Here is a 15658-nt window from a genome sequence, read left to right as displayed (position 1 = left end):
GGATCAGTGAAGAGGGCTCGAAGCTACTCGCGCTCTTCCGTGACAACGCTGCGATCCGCCCCAGTGGGTAGCGGCATCCGGGCTCGGCGGCAGGTTGCGGCGCTTGGGCGGTCGTGACGGCGGGATGAGACTCTGGCGCTGTCGCGCACCTTCCCGCCGCACTGGCAAAGTGGTTGCTTTGGGACACCTTTCGATGAGAAACGGCCAAGATCAGCTGCGCAGGTTGATCGAACACCGGTAATCGGCAGCATGTTCGCATGTCGCCATCGAAACCCATCTACTTCGGCCCACCTCCTGACGTGAGCGAGGGGCAGTGGTTCCGTACGCACGATGCCCTGTACGCGGCCGATGTGCACCGGTTTCGTGGCCAGGGGATCTCGGGAACGCCGCATGAAGGCGTCGACTCGATCGTCGCCAGTGGTGGCTATGCCGGTGATGAGGATCTGGGCGACACAATCGTTTATACGGCGCAAGGCGGATCGCCGGACAGCGGTGGTCACATCACGGAGGACCAGTCATTGACTGGGGTTAACGAAGGGATGCTGATCAACTATCGGGAGGGTCTGCCTATCCGATACGTACGTGGTCTTGGGATCAAGAGGCGCAAGGCGACTGAAGGGTATCGATATCGGGGTCTGTACCTGGTAGAGGGCTATTGGAGCGTGCTGACTGATCGTGGGTACGTCATGTGGCAGTTTCGTCTGGCGAAGGCCGCGGCGGGGGAGCGTTGGGAATCTGACGAGGCGAGCGATACAGCTGCGGATGAAGAGACGACCCCGCCTGGGCAAGCGGCCGCGAGGTACGTCAGCACTCAGCGGCGTGTGCGCAACACCCAGGAGGCCCGCGCCATAAAAGCGCTCTACGACAACACCTGTCAGATGTGTCGTGTCCCAGTTGTAGTCGACGTCAATGGCGCGCGGTACAGCGAGGGCGCGCACATACATGCGCTTGGTAGACCGCATGGTGGTCGCGATGTTCGTAGCAACATTCTGTGTCTGTGCCCGAACTGTCACGTGCTCTTTGACAACGGGGTACGCCTCATCACTGATGACCTCAAGGTCGTGGATGCTCTCAGTCGGCAGGTGCTTGGAGACCTCCACGTGAAGCGCGAGCATCGGATCGATGCGGCCTGTCTTATCCAGCATCGATCCCGATGGGTCGATCGCTCACAGGACCTCTAAAATACAGGTCAAGCAGAACGCGTCGCGAGAGCCCTATTTCATCAACTCATTGAGTTGGCCGTGACGGAGCGGGTCACCCCGCAGCGATCGCTGAGTAGGTCCACACATCTGCCGGAATCTCATGTAGGAGCTTCCAGACGATGCCCATGGGCTTGCTTCCCTTGTGCTTCTCGTACTCGGCGGGGCCAAGTAGCATCCACGGCTGGGGCCCGCCGATGTCCGTCTTCTTGTAGCGGCGGACGAAGAGTAGGACGTGAGTGCCCCTCTCTTTGTGGGTTTGGTAACGGATGCCGGTCGGTGATGTCTCCGAGGTCTGGTTCTGGGACTCCCAGTGGAACAGGGACTCATTCTGGGCGTAATCCTTGTAGCGAGTCTCCGGAGAAAAGTCCTTCTCGTCCTTTTCGAGGGTAATGAGCAATGCGTCAGTCTGGATGTTTTCGCACCATTTCACACCTTCGCGGAAGTGTCCCGGCATGAAGCCGCCCACGTAGGACTGCCCCAGGGCGGGGAGTATCTCTTCGCGACTGTACGAGGCGTGCACTGTCAGCGGCAGGTTTGCATGCCTACCGAGCAGTGGGACGGGGACGTGGTCAGCCTGGTCCAGCACGTGGGCAAAGACCTGGCGGAGCTCGCCGCGGAAGGCGTGCTGAAGGCGAAGGGTGTTGAAGCCCTCCTGGTAGCTATTGAAGTCGCCGCCCAACGGCCACAGAGAGAAGAAGAACATGCGCGCGTAGGCCTGTTCCTGCTCGCTGAGGTCATCGTATGTGGGGGCGTCGTCAGCGAGGAGCTTGCTGTACGCGGCGACTCGGAGCGGGTCATCGACGTGAAGGAACGCCGATACTCGCTTCAGTAGCGATGCTTCACCCTCCGGCCCGGCTTCGGGGAGGAGTTTGGCCCGGCGGAGCAGACCCGTCCATGAGTTCCCGTTGCCCCGGTAGAGCTCCTTGAGCTCGCGACCGCTCTCCTTGAGGTAATGGGCGAGCCGAGGTTCGGCGTAGTAGGCGACCTCTCGTGCAAGCTGAGTGACGTTGACGCTGATCTGACTGCGGATGTTGTCAATGATCAGCTCCTTGGCCTTCGACTCAAGGATGATCTGGCAGCCAGAGGGCAGCTGCGGAAAGTCGTGCTCGATGTTGGCGAGCAGGCGATTGCGCGTGAGGTTGGTGAGCGCGCGGAACTGCTCCTCGAAGCGGAACTCCTTGCGGTGCTGACCGATGAAGTCCAGGACAGTGAGAACGGCCTTGCCCTCGGTACGACGCAAGCCTCGTCCCAGCTGCTGGAGGAATACTGTTGCGCTAGAAGTAGGGCGCAAGAGGAGCAGGGTGTCGACGTCAGGGATGTCGAGACCCTCGTTGAACAGGTCGACAGAGAAGATGACCTGGAGCACGCCTGCCTTGAGTTGATCTAGGGCGTCCTTGCGCTCATGGCGTGAGGTCTCGCCGGACAGGGCGACCGCGTGGAGGCCGGCTCGACGGAAGAAGTCGGCCATGAAGACGGCGTGCGCGACTGACACGCAGAAGCCCAAAGCGCGCATAGTGCCCGGGTCGGCAACCTTGTCCTTCACGGCTTGCACGACGAGCCTGGCCCGAGCGTCATGGCCAGTGAAGAGATTGCTGAGGGCCGTGGCGTCGTACGATCCCCGCTTCCAGGTGATGGCGCTCATGTCGGTGTTGTCGGTGACGCCGAAGTAGTGGAATGGGCTGAGTAGGTCGTTCTCCAGGGCTTCCCAGAGGCGCATCTCTGCTGCGATCCGGCCTTCGAAGAACTCGTCCTGGATGTTCAGCCCATCCATGCGTTCCGGGGTAGCGGTGAGTCCCAGCAGTTCCTTGGGGTCGAAGTGATCCAAGATTCGCCGGTATGTGGGCGACGTGCCGTGGTGGAACTCGTCGATCACGATGACGTCAAAGTGGTCTGGAGCAAAGCGGTCCAACGCACGTGAGTTGAGCGACTGCACGCTGGCGAACACATGCGTCCAGTTGTCGGGGATCTCCCCACCGACGAAGAGCTCGCCGAAGTTCGCGTCAATCAGCACGTTCTGGTAGACGCGCAGAGACTGTTCCAGAATCTCCTTGCGATGGGCTACGAAGAGCAGCCGCGGGTCACGGCCCAGCGTGCGGCGTAGCCGCTTGAAGTCCAGAGCTGCCATCACGGTCTTGCCTGTGCCGGTCGCGGCAACGAGGAGGTTGCGGTGCCGACCGTGGACGGTGCGCTCCACTTCGAGACGTTCCAGCATGTCGCGCTGGTGCGGGTAGGGGCGGACTTCAAGCCCGGAGAGTGTGATGGCGGTGCTGCCGTTTTGGCTGGACCCGCCAGCGTGAGACAGCGCAGCGTCCAGTCGCTGCGCGTCGCTGTCGGGGTCGTACGGCTCGAACGAGCGCTCACTCCAGTACGCGTCGAAGGTTGCCTCGAACTTGCGGAGGACGGATGGTGTGGCGACCGACGACAGCCGAACGTTCCATTCGAGCCCGTCAAGAAGCGCGGCCTTGGACAGGTTCGAGCTGCCGACGTAAGCAGTGTCGAAGCCGCTCTCGCGACGGAAGAGCCAGGCTTTGGCATGAAGGCGTGTTGAGCGGAGCTCGTAGTTGACCTTCACCTCGGCACCGAACTCGCGGACCAGACGATCCAGCGCTCGACGCTCCGTGGCTCCGATGTAAGTCGTTGTCAACACGCGGATGGGTACGTCGCGATCGCGTGCGGAGGAGAGCGACTGCTCAAGGACTCGCAGTCCATGCCACTTCACAAATGCGCAGAGGAGGTCAACACGGTCCGCCGTAGCCAACTCAGCGCGCAGCTCAAAGCCCAGGCTCGGATCATCAGGGGAGTTGGTGATTAGCGCCGTCTCGGAGAGGGGCGTTGCCGGGCGAATTGCGTAGACGCCAGGAGCTTCTTGCTCCGCGACTGCGAGCAACTGGCGGGGGCCCTCGGTGACGAGATCGACCCAGTCGGTCGCACCTTCGATGGTGTTGAGTGAATCCAGGATGTGGTTGGCGGCGACCACCTGCTCCGCAGGTGAGAGGCCCTGAAGGACCCGTCGCACGACGCCTCCGATGTGGCGTGACAGCACGTGAGGTGCAGATTCAGCGCCGACTATTTCATCGATGGAGCGCCAGCGCGTGGAGTCGAGTTGCTTCATACGCTCTTCGAGACGATGGGTGATCAGTGTCTCGTAGAGTCCAGCAACCGGAGCTGCTTCGCCTGCAAAGTCGTTGGGCATCGCCGAGTCCCCCTCATCTCGTCAGCTATACGGCAGTTCTATCAAGCAGGACTGACAAAGCTGCTCTCGCAAGGCGCTGCACGGTGCCTGGGCCGACCGGCTGCCTGCCCAGACGCTCAGCGGGGTTGCTTCGCTCGCGCTGCCCGGGATGCTCTTCGAGATCGACGCGGTCGCGGTCCGTCCGAGGGGCCCGAAAGCTAGGAGCGCGGCATCCTCGCACAAGCACCGGCCTGGACAGGAGGGCCCGGTGCGAGCTTCAGCTCGCGCCGGGCCCGACATCCGGATTCGCCAACAGCGTGAGTGTCTGCCGGGGCGGCTCGGAGAGGGGAAGGTGTGTTGCCCGGGGTGGTTCGCCGCGGGCAGGGGGTCGGGTGGTAGGCGTGCAGGACGGTTTGTTCCACGTGCCGCCGTCGCCGTCGCGTGCCGTGGCCTTCAGGGAGGCGAAGGAGCCGGGCCCTGCGGGCGGGGTGATGGTGCGTGGTGGCTTGCGGTGCCGTCCGAGGTGACCGGGGCGTCCTGCTACGTCGCGCTGTCGTCGAAGGAGTCCTGCTCCGCCGTACTCCGTACGTAACCGAGCCCCGGGCGGTCGCTCGGCAGGATTTCCTCTCCCGTGGGGACGAAGCCCGCGCGGGTCAGGACCGCCTGGGAGGCCAGGTTGTCGAGTGTGGTTGCGGCGCGCAGGGTTGTCAGGCCGTATTCCTCTGCGGCCAGGGCGCAGACGCGGCGGACGGTGGCCGTGGCCAGGCCGCGGCCGGTGGCTTTTTCGGCGACGCGGTAGCCGAGTTCGGCGGTGCCGTCCGCTGCGTCGACGAGGTTGAACCGGCCCAGGATCTCGCCCTCGCCGTCGGCGCCGGTGTCCACCAGGACGTGGAAGTGGCAGGCGCCCGTTGCCTGTTCGGCGAGCAGGGCGGCGTGCCGGGCCTCGAAGTGGGTGAAGTAGTCGTCGCCGCGGTCCGGTATCGAGGCGGCGAAGTAGGCGCGGTTCGCCTGCTCGAACGCGAGCAGGGCCGGGGCGTGATCGGCGCGGAGGCGCTGGAGTTCGGGCATGGGGGGAGGGTACGGGGCCGTGGGCCGGGGATCCCGCGGTTTTCGGGCCCCGCCGTCGGGGTGGACGCTGTGGGTCCAACAGCGTCGAGGTGGACGACGGGGCCCTCGGCCGTGGGTGTCACTCGCCCCCGTGGCACTCCCGGTACGTCCGTCCCGACCCGCACCAGCACGCCCCGTTCCGGGCCGGGGGCCAGGGGACCGCGCGGCCGCGGGCGGCGAGGGTGGTGGCGTACTGGGGGAGAAGGTCCGGGTCGGCCGGGGACGCGGCCTCCGAGGCGGCGAACGCCTCGTACGACGGGACCGTGCCGGTCACGATGCCGAGGTTCGGGGTGCCGGCCTGGTGGAGGTCCCGGAGTGCGGCCTCCAGGCGGGCCAGGTGGTCGGGGTGGGACGGGTACTCGGTGCGCAGGTTCGGGTACGCGGTGAGGAGCTCGTCGAATTCGGCGGCCGGCCAGTGCAGCACCGCCACCGGGAACGGGCGGGACAGCGCGGTGCGGTACGTGCCCAGTTCGGCGCGGAGGCGGGTGATCTCGGCCTGGAGCTCGCCGGGGTCCGAGGAGCCCAGCGCCCAGAGACGCTTCGGGTCGTGCAGCTCGTCCAGCGGGACGGCGGCCGTGTGGACGGTGTCGGCCAGCTCGTCCCACACGTCGTGGTCGGAGCCCGTCAGCCTGCGTACGCGGTGGCGGCCGATCAGCAGTGCGTGCACGGCGTACGGGACTTCCTCGCCCGGCGTCAGGAGGAGCGTCAGCGCGGTCGTGAAGCAGTCGTGGGCCGCTTCCAGCTCGTCGTGCGATTCGAGGGTCTCGGCCGCGATCTCCCAGGGGGCAGGGTCGAGCGGTGCCGCGGCGCGGATGCCGTCGAGGATCGCGCGGGCCTCGGCCTCGTGGCCGTACTCCCACAGATTGGCCGCGTTCAGGGCCTTGACCAGGTGCGGGCGGTCGAGGTCGGCGGAGCCGAGCAGGTCGTCGTAGAGGGTGGTGGCGCGGGCGCGGTCGCCGGCGAGCTCCAGATGGGCCGCGGCGCGGAGGAGCAGCGGCTCACGGTCCTCGGGGTACTGCGCCGCGGTGCGCAGCAGGCGCTCGGCTTCGGTGGTGTGATCAGCAGGCGTGTCGGGGCGCATGAATCACACCGTACTGCTGTGCGGCACCTGGACGGAGGCTTGTTCCGGCCCTGGAGAGTTACGGTCCCCGGCCCTATCGTGCGGGCCGTGCGGGAGCGGATACCGGTCGTGGTGCAACGGAACGCGCGGGGGCGTCGGATCGCCGCGCGCGGGCTCTGGACGGGCGCCGAGGTGGTGATGACCCTTGGCGTCATCCTGTTGTTGCTCGTCGTTCATCAGCTGTGGTGGACCAACCGGCAGGCCCGCGTCGGCGCCGAGCACAAGGTCGAGGCCCTTGAGCGGGAGTGGAGACAGTCGCAGGGGCACGCGGCCGGGGGAGGCGGAGGGGAAGAGGGAGAGGGAGCAGGAGCGGGGGACCGGGCGGCGAGCGGGCGTGGGGCGGACGGCCGGGCCTCCGGCGGCCGTTCGTCCGAGAGGCGCGACGCAGCACCTTCCGCGCCCCGGTGGGATCAGGCGTACGCCGTCATCCGCATCCCGCGGCTCGGGCTCGCCGCCCCCGTCGCCCAGGGCATCAGCAAGGCCGGCGTCCTCGACAAGGGGTACGTGGGGCACTACCCGCGCACCGCGCAGCCCGGCCGGGCGGGCAACTTCGCGCTCGCCGGGCACCGCAACACACACGGCGAGCCCTTCCGGTACATCAACCGGCTGCGGCGCGGGGACCGGATCGACATCGAGACCCGGGACGCCGTCTACACGTACACCGTCGACAAGACGCTCGCGCGGACCAGCGCCCGCGACAGCGGTGTCATCGCGGCCGTTCCGCGCAGTGACGTGCAGCCGCACGCGGGGTACGGAGCGCCTGGTTCCTATGTGACCCTCACTACGTGCACGCCCGAATTCACCTCCCGGTACCGGCTTGTCGTCTGGGGGAGGCTGACGGGGGTCCGGGCACGGTAGCGGGGGTGCGCTCGGGTTCCCTAAGGTTCTCCGACGTGCTCAGACGACGTCCGCAGTTGTTGTGGTTGCTGGTCCCCTATGTGCTGTACCTGGGGGTGCTGCCGCTCGTGAACCGGGTCCATCCCGTGATCCTCGGGCTGCCGTTCCTCTTCGTATGGCTGCTCGGGGCGACCCTGCTGACACCCGTCGCCGTATGGCTGACCCGGCGGGGGGACCGCCGGTGAACGCCGTGGTCGCGACCTCCGTCTTCGGGGTCTTCATGGTCGTCACCGTCGCCCTCGGGCTGCTCGCGATGCGCGGGCGGCAAAGAGCCGGCGGGGAGGGGAGCGGGGAGGGCGGCGGGCTCGCGGAGTGGTCCGTGGGCGGGCGCAGCCTCGGCACCGTCTTCATCTGGGTGCTGATGGCCGGCGAGGGCTACACCAGCTTCAGCTACCTGGGCGCCGCGGGATGGGGCTACAACTACGGGGCGCCCGTGCTCTACGTGGTGGCGTACATGTCCTGCGGTTACGCCCTCGGCTACGTCGTCGGGCCGACGCTCTGGGCGTACGCGCGCCAGCACGGGCTCGTCGGGATCACCGACATGGTGGCGCACCGCTTCGGACGGCCCTGGCTGGGGGCGCTGGTCGCCGTTCTCGCGACCGTCTTCCTGCTGCCGTACATCCAGCTCCAGATCACCGGCATGGGCGTGGTCGTCTCGACCATTTCCTACGGCGCCATCAGCCTCAACTGGGCCTACTTCATAGCCTTCGCCGTCACCACCGGCTTCGTCGTGGTGAGCGGGCTGCGCGGCAGTGCGTGGGTGTCCGTCCTCAAAGACGTCCTCGTCATCGCCACACTCGGGTTCCTCGCCTTCTACGTACCGCTGCACTACTTCGACGGGTACGGGCCCTTCCTCGACCGGCTCGTCACCGAGAAGAGCGAGTGGCTGACCTTCCCCGGGCACGGGGACAGCGGGCTCGGGCAGGCGTGGTTCATCACCACCTCGTTCCTCAACTCCCTCACCGTGGTGATCTTCCCGACGACCGTCGCCGGCTATCTCGGCGCGAAGAACGCGGACGTGCTGCGCCGCAACGCGATGTGGCTGCCCGCCTACAACGTGCTGCTCTTCGTACCGATGCTGCTCGGCATGGCGGCGCTCTTCGTCGTGCCGGGGCTCGTCGGCGCCGAGTCCAACCTGGCGCTCTTCAAGCTCGTGGTGGACTCGCTGCCCGCGTGGGCGGTCGGCGTCATCGGGGGTGGCGGCGGCGCTCTCGTCGATTGTGCCGATGGCCGTCTTCATGCTGGTCATCGGCACCATGTGGGGGCGCAGTGTGCTGTCGCTGGTGCCGCGGTGGGAACGGCGGCAGAAGGGCGCCGCGCAGACCGTCGTCGTGGCCGCGGGCGTGATCGCGCTCGTGCTCACGTACACCGCGCCGAACACCCTCGTCCGGCTCTCCCTCATCTCGTACGAGGGGATGGCGCAGCTGCTCCCCATGGTGCTGCTGGGACTGGTGTGGCGGCGGCTGACCCTGCTCGGGGCGATGAGCGGGCTGGTCGTCGGCGTGGGCGCGGTGTGCGGGTTCGTGTTCACGGAGAACGATCCGGTGTGGGGGGTGAACGCGGGCATCGTGGCGCTCGCCGCCAACCTCGTCGTCGCGCTCGCCGTGACGTACGCAGGGCCGCGCGAGCACGACGGACGACCGGACAGCGAGGTGCTCGCGCGGGACGAGACCGGGGCCGAGGAGGAGGGCGGTCGGAGAGTCAGCGACGCTCCCGCAGGGAGGGGAGTCAGCGACGCTCCCGCAGGGACAGGACACTGACCGTCGCCACCAGGGCCAGGCCCACCGACAGCAACAGCGCGCCGTCCGCGCCCGAGCCCGTCGTGGCGATCGCGATCGTCAGGGCCACGCCCGCCGACGAGCCGATGTACCGGGCCGTGTTGTTCGCCCCCGAACCCATCGCCGCCCGCTCCGGCGGCACCGACTCGACCGCGAGGCGCGGCAGTGCGGCATTGAGCAGCCCGCTGCCGATGCCGGCCACGACCAGGGCGGGGAGCAGCCGCAGCCACACCGACGCGCCGATGTGCGTGGCGGGTGCCGGGTCCAGGGTGCCCAGCAGCGACAGCACCGACACCCCGTGCAGCACGAAGCCCGCGGCCAGCTGGTGCCGGGCCGTGACCCGGCTCGCCAGCCGCCGTGCCTGAAGCGCCACCACGAACGACGTACCGGACCAGAGCAGGAACAGCCAGGCCGTCCCCAGCGCCGACACGCCCAGCGCCTGCTGGAGCAGCGTCGGCAGGAAGCTGAACAGGCCGATCACCGACAGGCCGGTGAACAGCCCGCCGGCCGACGACGCCAGGAACGCGCGGCTGCGCAGCAGCGACAGGTCGATCAGTGGGGCGGCGGCCCGGCGCTCCACCGCGACGAACCCGGCGGTCAGAACCAGTGCGGCGAGCAGCAGCAGCCCGATGGGCGCGCGCAGCCAGCCGTCCCGGCCGAGCGTCAGCGCGATCAGCAGTGCCGTCATCGCCAGGCCCAGCGTCGCGGCCCCCGCCAGATCGGGCCGGCCGCCGCGCGGCGCCCGGGACTCGTCGAGCGTACGGAACGCGAATACGGCCGTGAGTAGGGCGGCGAGCGCGAGCGCGGCGTAGGGCAGCCGCCAGTCGACGGAGCCGAGCGAGCCCGCGAGCAGCGGGCCGAGCGCGATGCCCGCGCTGACGAACGCGCCCCAGATGCCGGTCGCCCTGATCCTGGCCGCCCCCGCGGGGAACGCGCCGACCAGCAGACCGAGGCTGGCCGCGAGGATCGCGGCGCTCGCCGCGCCCTGGGCCACGCGCGCCAGCGTGAAGGCGAGGGTGGTGGTCGCGAAAGCGCCCAGGCCGGTGGTGAGGCCGAGGGCGAGGGTGCCGATGAGGAAGAGCCTGCGACGGCCGTAGTCGTCGGCGAGGCTGCCGGCGACCAGGAGGAAGACGGCGAGACCGAGCGGGGCGCCGTTGAGCAGCCAGGCCCGGCCGGACACGGGAGTGGCGAGTGCGGCGGAGATGCCGGGGACGGCCGTCATCGGCGCCGTGTAGTTCATCAGCGCGACGGTGGTGGCCGCCGAGGTGGTCGCCAGCGTGGCACCGGGGCGGAGGGCGGCGCGGGGGCCGGACCGGGGGTGGGCCGGGACGTGCGGCGGGGCGTCCCGGGTCCGGTGCGCGGGGGCGGGCTGTGCGGCGGCGGGCCGTGCGGGGCGGGGGCGTACGGGCTGGGCCATGGCTTCGCTCCGGGATGCGGGAGGGGGGCTGGGGATGCGGGGCAGTGGCTGGGATCGGGATCGGATGACGGGGTCGGGATCGGGATCGGGGACGGCGACTGGGGCTGGGGATGGAAATGGGACTGGTACTGGGACTGGGACTGGTACGACCAGGAGTGCGTCGCGAAGGTTCGATGAATGAACTCACGCTGTCCTGCCGACGCTAGCACGGTAAGTTCGTTCACCGAACCTCGCGGAGTAAAGTGGCCCCATGGCTCTCGGCAAGGACTACGCGGCACAGCAGTGCTCGATCGCCCGCGCGCTCGAAGTGATCGGCGAGCGCTGGACCCTGCTGGTGGTGCGCGACGCCTTCTTCGGCGTGCGCCGCTACAACGATTTCCTCGCCCACCTCGGTGCGCCGCGGGCTGTGCTGGCCACCCGGCTCCAGTCGCTCATCGAGGCCGGAGTCATGGAGAAGCGCCGCTACCAGGAGTCGCCACCGCGCGACGAGTACGTCCTCACCAGCAGCGGAGAAGCCCTCTGGCCGGTCGTGCGCAGCCTCGGAGTGTGGGGGCGCGACCGCCTTCCCGGCACCCGGCCGATGCGCGTCTTCGTCCACGCCTCCTGCGGTACGGAACTGGGTGCGTACGGCGAATGCCCGGCCTGCGCGCGGCCCGTACCACCCGCGGACGTCGAGATGCGGCCGGGCGACGGACTCGATCCGGACCCCGCCGATCCGGTCGGCCGCGCCCTGCTGAAGCCGCACCGTCTGCTGCGTCCGCTGGAGACCGAACGATCCTGAGGGCTGATGATCGTGCCGGGCCCATCGTGTATAACGGCTGGAGAACTGTGGAGCCGAACGGGTGCACGCCGGTGAGAGGGGAGGGGTCGATGAGCGGCGACGGGAACCGTCTGCGCGATGGCCTCGCCCGGCTGCTCCGCCCCGCCGGGCTGCTGCTCTTCCTCGTGACCGAAGTCCTCCTCGCCGAGGGCGGCACCCTCTCCGCCGCCGTCGCGCTCGCGGCCACCGCGGCCGCCGGCTCCGCGCTCGTCGTCGCTTCGGTCATCAGCGCCCGCTGTGCCGTCCCCGTGCCCCGCACCCGGGTCCGTACGGCCATGCGCGACCGGGAGAAACGCACCGCGTTCCTGCCGCAGCGAGATCCGGACGCCAAGGGCCGCCGACGCCCCCGAGCCCCCGGCCGCGCCCTTCCGACGGCCGCGTAGGGGTTTACCGCGTTCACCGCGTTCACCGCGTTCACGGCGGAACTGCCCGTACCCAGTCCCCGTAGGCACCCCTCGTGGTCCGTCATGCCGAGTTCGTTCTTCTTCCCGGCACGACGAGACCCCCGGAGGGCTCATCCATGTCCGTCTTCATGTCCGCATTCGCCGCCCTGGTCGGCGCGCTGGCCGATGTGTTGCACCCGCTCTTCCAGTCCGCGTCCACGGCCGCCGCCATCGTCCTGTTCACGGCGCTCGTGCGGCTCGCCGTGCACCCCTTGTCGCGGGCCGCGGCGCGTGGGCAGAAGGCCCGTACCAGGCTCCAGCCGCAGATCGCCGAGTTGCGCAAGAAGCACGGCAAGAACCCCGAGCGCATGCAGAAGGCGCTCATGGAGCTGCACAAGGAGGAGAAGGTCTCGCCGTTCTCCGGCTGCCTGCCCAGCCTCCTCCAGATGCCTGCCTTCTTCCTCCTCTACCACCTCTTCTCCAGTCAGAAGATCGGCGGCGAACCCAACGCGCTCCTCGGGCACCAGCTCTTCGACGCCCCGCTCGGTGAGCGCTGGCACGACGCGCTCGCGCACGGCGGGCCGTTCGGGGCGCAGGGCATGGTCTACCTCGGCCTGTTCGCGATCGTCGCCGTCGTGGCCACCTTCAACTTCCGGCGCACGAAGCGGCAGATGGCCGCCAACCCCGTCACTCCGGCCACCGGCCCCGACGGGCAGCCGGTCCCGGGCATGGGTGCGATGACGAAGTTGATGCCGCTGATGTCCTTCGCCACCCTCTTCACCGTCTCCGTCGTGCCGCTCGCCGCCGCGCTGTACGTCGTCACGAGCACGACCTGGACCGCGGTCGAGCGGGCCGTCCTCTACCGCGACATGCCGGCCGCGGGCGCCGCCGTGGCCGCGGCGTAGTCGGGGCGGCGAGTGCGCCGGTCCAGTACGTGAACAGGGTCTTGCGGAGTGATCGGATGTCTTGGACGATCGGACAAGCCTGCGATGGCCGCCACCCATCCCACGGGCCCGATCTCGACCAAGGGGAGAAAGACCGTTGAAGCTGCTTCGTGTGGGTACGGCCGGCGCGGAACGACCGGCGCTGCTGGACGAGGGCGGAACCCTGCGTGACCTGTCGGGAATCGTCACCGACATCGACGGCGCGCTGCTCGCCGACGCGTCCGCGCTCGCCCGGGTACGGGCCGCCGCGGCCGCTCCCGGCGAGCTGCCCGAGCTCGACGCCGAGGGGCTGCGGGTCGGCCCGCCGCTCGCCCGGATCGGCAAGATCGTGTGCATCGGGCTGAATTACCACGACCACGCCACCGAGACCGGTGCGGAGATTCCCGCCGAGCCGATCCTGTTCTTCAAGGCGCCGGACACCGTCGTCGGGCCCAACGACACGGTGCTGGTGCCGCGCGGCAGCGTCAAGACCGACTGGGAGGTCGAGCTCGCGGTCGTCATCGGGCGCACCGCCCGGTACCTGGAGTCCGCCGAGGAGGGACTCGCGCATGTCGCCGGATACGCGACGGCGCACGATGTCTCCGAGCGCGAGTTCCAGATCGAACGCGGCGGCACCTGGGACAAGGGCAAGAACTGCGAGACGTTCAACCCGCTGGGGCCGTGGCTGGTGACGGCGGACGAGATCGCCGACCCGCAGGCGCTGCCGCTGAGGCTCTGGGTCAACGGCGAGCTGAAGCAGGACGGTACGACGGCCGACCAGATCTTCCCGGTGGGCGAGGTGGTCCGGTATCTCAGCCACTTCATGACGCTCTACCCGGGCGATGTGATCAACACCGGGACACCGGCCGGGGTCGCGCTGGGGCAGCCCGAGCCCAAGCCGTACCTGAGGGCCGGGGATGTCGTGGAGCTGGAGATCACGGGGCTGGGGCGGCAGCGGCAGGAACTGAAGGACGCGTAGCAGGCGGCCGCGGGCGGCGGCGGGCGGTGGTGGGGCGCGGCGGTTGGCCCGGGGCGTACGGGAGACCGAAAGGCGTCACCTCGGGCGCCCGGCGGGCTGACGGGCTGACGGGTGTGTCCTCGGGCGCCGGGCGGGCTTGAGGGCGTCGGCGCGATCGAAACCGGCTAAAGGTCGGAGGGGTGGGGTGCTGTGGGAGCGGCGCCCCACCCCTCCTCCGCGTCACGCGCCGATCGTCGTCGCGAACTGCTCCAGCGCCTCGACCACCAGAGCGTGGTCCTCCGCCTGAGGCAGGCCCGAGACCGTCACCGAGCCGATGACCCCCGCGCCCTCGACCGCGATCGGGAACGAGCCGCCGTGCGCGGCGTAGAGGTCCAGGTCCAGGCGCGAGGCGTCGTCGAACGTCGTGCCCTTCGCCCGGAATCGGGATCCGACCAGGTACGAGCTCTCGCCGAACCGTTCCACGACCCTGCGTTTGCGGTCGATCCAGGCGTCGTTGTCCGCGCTCGATCCCGGCAGCGCGGCATGGAACAGCTGCTGTGCGCCGCGCCGGATGTCGATCGCGATCGGGGCGTGTCTTTCCCGGGCCATCGAGACGAGCAGGCCGCCGAGCGCGTATGCGTCGTCGTAGCCGAAGTGCGGCAACGTCAGCCGGCGTTCCTGGGCGATGAGTTCGGAGATGGTCGGAGCGGTGGGGTTCATACGGGCTGCTCCTCGGTATCGGCGGAGGCGGACAGGGTCACGGTGATTCCCTCGCGGGCCGAGCGGCGGGCGGCCTCCAGTACGTCCAGGGCCGCTGCGGCCTGGAGCGCGGTCACTGGATTGTCGCCCCTTCCGTGCAGTGCGTCGGTGACCGCCGCGTAGTAGGCGGGGTAGTCGCCCGGCGACGTACGGACCGGGATGCCGCCGCCCGTCAGCGGGGACTCGCCCGAACCGATCCGGCCCCACAGCGCCTCGGGCTCCTCGCCCCACGGCCCGTCCGCCCCTGGGCGCGCGCCCGCGCGCAGGGCGGCCTCCTGCGGGTCGAGGCCGTACTTCACATAGCCGGCGGTCGAGCCGAGCACTCGGAAGCGCGGCCCGAGCTGGGCCGTGGTGGCGCTGACGTACAGATGCGAGCGGACCCCGCCGGCATGGGTGATCGCGAGGAACGTGTCGTCGTCGGCGGCCGCGCCGGGGCGGCGCACATCCGACTCCGCGTACACCCGCACCGCCGGTCCGAACAGGACGAGCGCCTGGTCGACGACATGGCTGCCCAGGTCGTACAGCAGCCCGCCGATCTCCTGCGGATCGCCCGACTCGCGCCAGCCGCCCTTCAACTGCGGGCGCCACCGCTCGAAACGGGACTCGAAGCGCTGAACGGTCCCCAGCTCGCCGTCCGTGACCAGACGGGCGAGAGTGAGGAAATCGTTGTCCCAGCGGCGGTTCTGGAACACCGAGAGCAGCAGTCCGCGCTCCTCCGCGAGGGCCGCGAGCTCCCGCGCCTCGGCGGCCGTACCGGCGACCGGCTTGTCCACGACGACCGGCAGACCGGCCTCCAGGGCGGCGGTCGCGATCGGGATATGGGTTCTGTTCGGCGAGGCGATCACGATCAGATCGAGTTCGTCCGCACGCCCCCACAGCTCCTCCGGCGAGGCGGCGAACCGTACGCCGGGGAACTCGGCGCGCGCCTGCGCCCGGCGCTCCTCGTTCGCCGTGACGACCGTGTCGAGGGCGAGGCCCTCGGCCGCGGCGATCAGCGGCGCGTGGAAGACGGAACCCGCCAGGCCGTAGCCGACGAGCCCGACGCGCAAGGGGGTCCTGGACAGTCCGGGCGTCTCGTGAGTCGCGTTGCCAGTGGTCATGCCCGATACTTAAGCAACGGTG

The 15658-nt window shown here is 69.1% G+C and carries 13 protein-coding genes and 2 pseudogenes; 9 read left to right on the top strand and 6 right to left on the bottom strand.

What is annotated here, in order from left to right; genetic code table 11:
• Window positions 1-257 precede the first annotated feature (257 nt).
• On the top strand, window positions 258-1181 hold the full coding sequence (locus ACF08M_RS02045; RefSeq protein ID WP_392183298.1) for a YDG/SRA domain-containing protein: 924 nt from the start codon (window positions 258-260) through the stop codon (window positions 1179-1181).
• Window positions 1182-1254: 73 nt separating this feature from the next.
• Here the strand turns inward: ACF08M_RS02045 and ACF08M_RS02040 are convergent, their stop codons facing one another.
• Window positions 1255-4395, bottom strand: a complete 3141-nt coding sequence (locus ACF08M_RS02040) for a DUF3427 domain-containing protein (RefSeq protein ID WP_392183297.1) — start codon at window positions 4393-4395, stop codon at window positions 1255-1257.
• Between the two features lie 85 nt (window positions 4396-4480).
• Between ACF08M_RS02040 and ACF08M_RS02035 the strand changes: the two are divergent.
• Window positions 4481-4579, top strand: a pseudogene (locus tag ACF08M_RS02035) (RidA family protein); the annotation flags it as partial.
• A 335-nt stretch (window positions 4580-4914) separates the two neighbouring features.
• Here the strand turns inward: ACF08M_RS02035 and ACF08M_RS02030 are convergent.
• Both ACF08M_RS02030 and ACF08M_RS02025 read right to left on the bottom strand, forming a co-directional pair.
• Window positions 4915-5442: a GNAT family N-acetyltransferase gene (locus ACF08M_RS02030; RefSeq protein ID WP_392183296.1), complete on the bottom strand. Its 528-nt coding sequence runs from the start codon at window positions 5440-5442 to the stop codon at window positions 4915-4917.
• Between the two features lie 118 nt (window positions 5443-5560).
• A complete protein-coding gene (locus ACF08M_RS02025; RefSeq protein WP_392183295.1) occupies window positions 5561-6562 on the bottom strand; it encodes an SEC-C metal-binding domain-containing protein in 1002 nt (333 codons plus the stop codon).
• A gap of 78 nt (window positions 6563-6640) precedes the next feature.
• Between ACF08M_RS02025 and ACF08M_RS02020 the strand changes: the two genes are divergently transcribed.
• The 3 genes and pseudogenes from ACF08M_RS02020 (at window position 6641) to ACF08M_RS02010 (ending at window position 9258) form a co-directional block, all read left to right on the top strand.
• Entirely contained in the window at window positions 6641-7459 is an 819-nt protein-coding gene (locus tag ACF08M_RS02020) for a class E sortase (protein WP_392183294.1), read from the top strand.
• A 65-nt stretch (window positions 7460-7524) separates the two neighbouring features.
• Window positions 7525-7683: a DUF3311 domain-containing protein gene (locus tag ACF08M_RS02015; protein ID WP_124723383.1), complete on the top strand. Its 159-nt coding sequence runs from the start codon at window positions 7525-7527 to the stop codon at window positions 7681-7683.
• Window positions 7680-9258, top strand: a pseudogene (locus ACF08M_RS02010) (sodium:solute symporter). Before ACF08M_RS02015 ends, ACF08M_RS02010 begins: the two are co-directional and overlap by 4 nt.
• On the opposite strand, the gene ACF08M_RS02005 reads toward ACF08M_RS02010, so the two are convergent.
• On the bottom strand, window positions 9227-10693 hold the full coding sequence (locus ACF08M_RS02005; RefSeq protein ID WP_392183293.1) for an MFS transporter: 1467 nt from the start codon (window positions 10691-10693) through the stop codon (window positions 9227-9229). The pseudogene ACF08M_RS02010 and the gene ACF08M_RS02005 overlap by 32 nt on opposite strands.
• A 250-nt stretch (window positions 10694-10943) precedes the next feature.
• On the opposite strand from ACF08M_RS02005, the gene ACF08M_RS02000 reads away from it, so the two are divergent.
• The 4 genes from ACF08M_RS02000 (at window position 10944) to ACF08M_RS01985 (ending at window position 13798) form a co-directional block, all read left to right on the top strand.
• On the top strand, window positions 10944-11474 hold the full coding sequence (locus ACF08M_RS02000) for a winged helix-turn-helix transcriptional regulator (RefSeq protein ID WP_392183292.1): 531 nt from the start codon (window positions 10944-10946) through the stop codon (window positions 11472-11474).
• Window positions 11475-11563: 89 nt separating this feature from the next.
• Complete coding sequence (locus ACF08M_RS01995) at window positions 11564-11896, top strand: DUF6412 domain-containing protein (protein ID WP_392183291.1); 333 nt, start codon at window positions 11564-11566, stop codon at window positions 11894-11896.
• A gap of 137 nt (window positions 11897-12033) precedes the next feature.
• Window positions 12034-12801: a YidC/Oxa1 family membrane protein insertase gene (locus ACF08M_RS01990; RefSeq protein ID WP_392183290.1), complete on the top strand. Its 768-nt coding sequence runs from the start codon at window positions 12034-12036 to the stop codon at window positions 12799-12801.
• A gap of 136 nt (window positions 12802-12937) precedes the next feature.
• The gene (locus ACF08M_RS01985; protein WP_392183289.1) at window positions 12938-13798 is read left to right on the top strand and encodes a fumarylacetoacetate hydrolase family protein; all 861 of its coding nucleotides are present in this window, start codon (window positions 12938-12940) and stop codon (window positions 13796-13798) included.
• A gap of 219 nt (window positions 13799-14017) precedes the next feature.
• Here ACF08M_RS01985 and ACF08M_RS01980 read toward each other — a convergent pair whose 3' ends face one another.
• A complete protein-coding gene (locus tag ACF08M_RS01980; RefSeq protein WP_392183288.1) occupies window positions 14018-14497 on the bottom strand; it encodes a heme-degrading domain-containing protein in 480 nt (159 codons plus the stop codon).
• A complete protein-coding gene (locus ACF08M_RS01975; protein ID WP_392183287.1) occupies window positions 14494-15636 on the bottom strand; it encodes a Gfo/Idh/MocA family oxidoreductase in 1143 nt (380 codons plus the stop codon). Before ACF08M_RS01975 ends, ACF08M_RS01980 begins: the two co-directional genes overlap by 4 nt.
• Window positions 15637-15658 lie beyond the last annotated feature (22 nt).

It is taken from the genome of Streptomyces sp. NPDC015032 (assembly GCF_043080425.1).
Lineage (GTDB): Bacteria > Actinomycetota > Actinomycetes > Streptomycetales > Streptomycetaceae > Streptomyces.
The sequence above is the reverse complement of the archived record's forward strand: the minus strand, read 5'-3'. Positions and strand labels throughout refer to the sequence as shown.

Excerpts from the sequence above, each read along its gene's own strand:
- ACF08M_RS02045 (WP_392183298.1), top strand. The coding sequence starts at position 258 with ATGTCGCCATCGAAACCCATCTACTTCGGCCCACCTCCTGACGTGAGC.
- ACF08M_RS02040 (WP_392183297.1), bottom strand. The coding sequence starts at position 4,395 with ATGCCCAACGACTTTGCAGGCGAAGCAGCTCCGGTTGCTGGACTCTAC.
- ACF08M_RS02030 (WP_392183296.1), bottom strand. The coding sequence starts at position 5,442 with ATGCCCGAACTCCAGCGCCTCCGCGCCGATCACGCCCCGGCCCTGCTC.
- ACF08M_RS02025 (WP_392183295.1), bottom strand. The coding sequence starts at position 6,562 with ATGCGCCCCGACACGCCTGCTGATCACACCACCGAAGCCGAGCGCCTG.
- ACF08M_RS02005 (WP_392183293.1), bottom strand. The coding sequence starts at position 10,693 with ATGGCCCAGCCCGTACGCCCCCGCCCCGCACGGCCCGCCGCCGCACAG.
- ACF08M_RS02000 (WP_392183292.1), top strand. The coding sequence starts at position 10,944 with ATGGCTCTCGGCAAGGACTACGCGGCACAGCAGTGCTCGATCGCCCGC.
- ACF08M_RS01995 (WP_392183291.1), top strand. The coding sequence starts at position 11,564 with ATGAGCGGCGACGGGAACCGTCTGCGCGATGGCCTCGCCCGGCTGCTC.
- ACF08M_RS01990 (WP_392183290.1), top strand. The coding sequence starts at position 12,034 with ATGTCCGTCTTCATGTCCGCATTCGCCGCCCTGGTCGGCGCGCTGGCC.
- ACF08M_RS01980 (WP_392183288.1), bottom strand. The coding sequence starts at position 14,497 with ATGAACCCCACCGCTCCGACCATCTCCGAACTCATCGCCCAGGAACGC.
- ACF08M_RS01975 (WP_392183287.1), bottom strand. The coding sequence starts at position 15,636 with ATGACCACTGGCAACGCGACTCACGAGACGCCCGGACTGTCCAGGACC.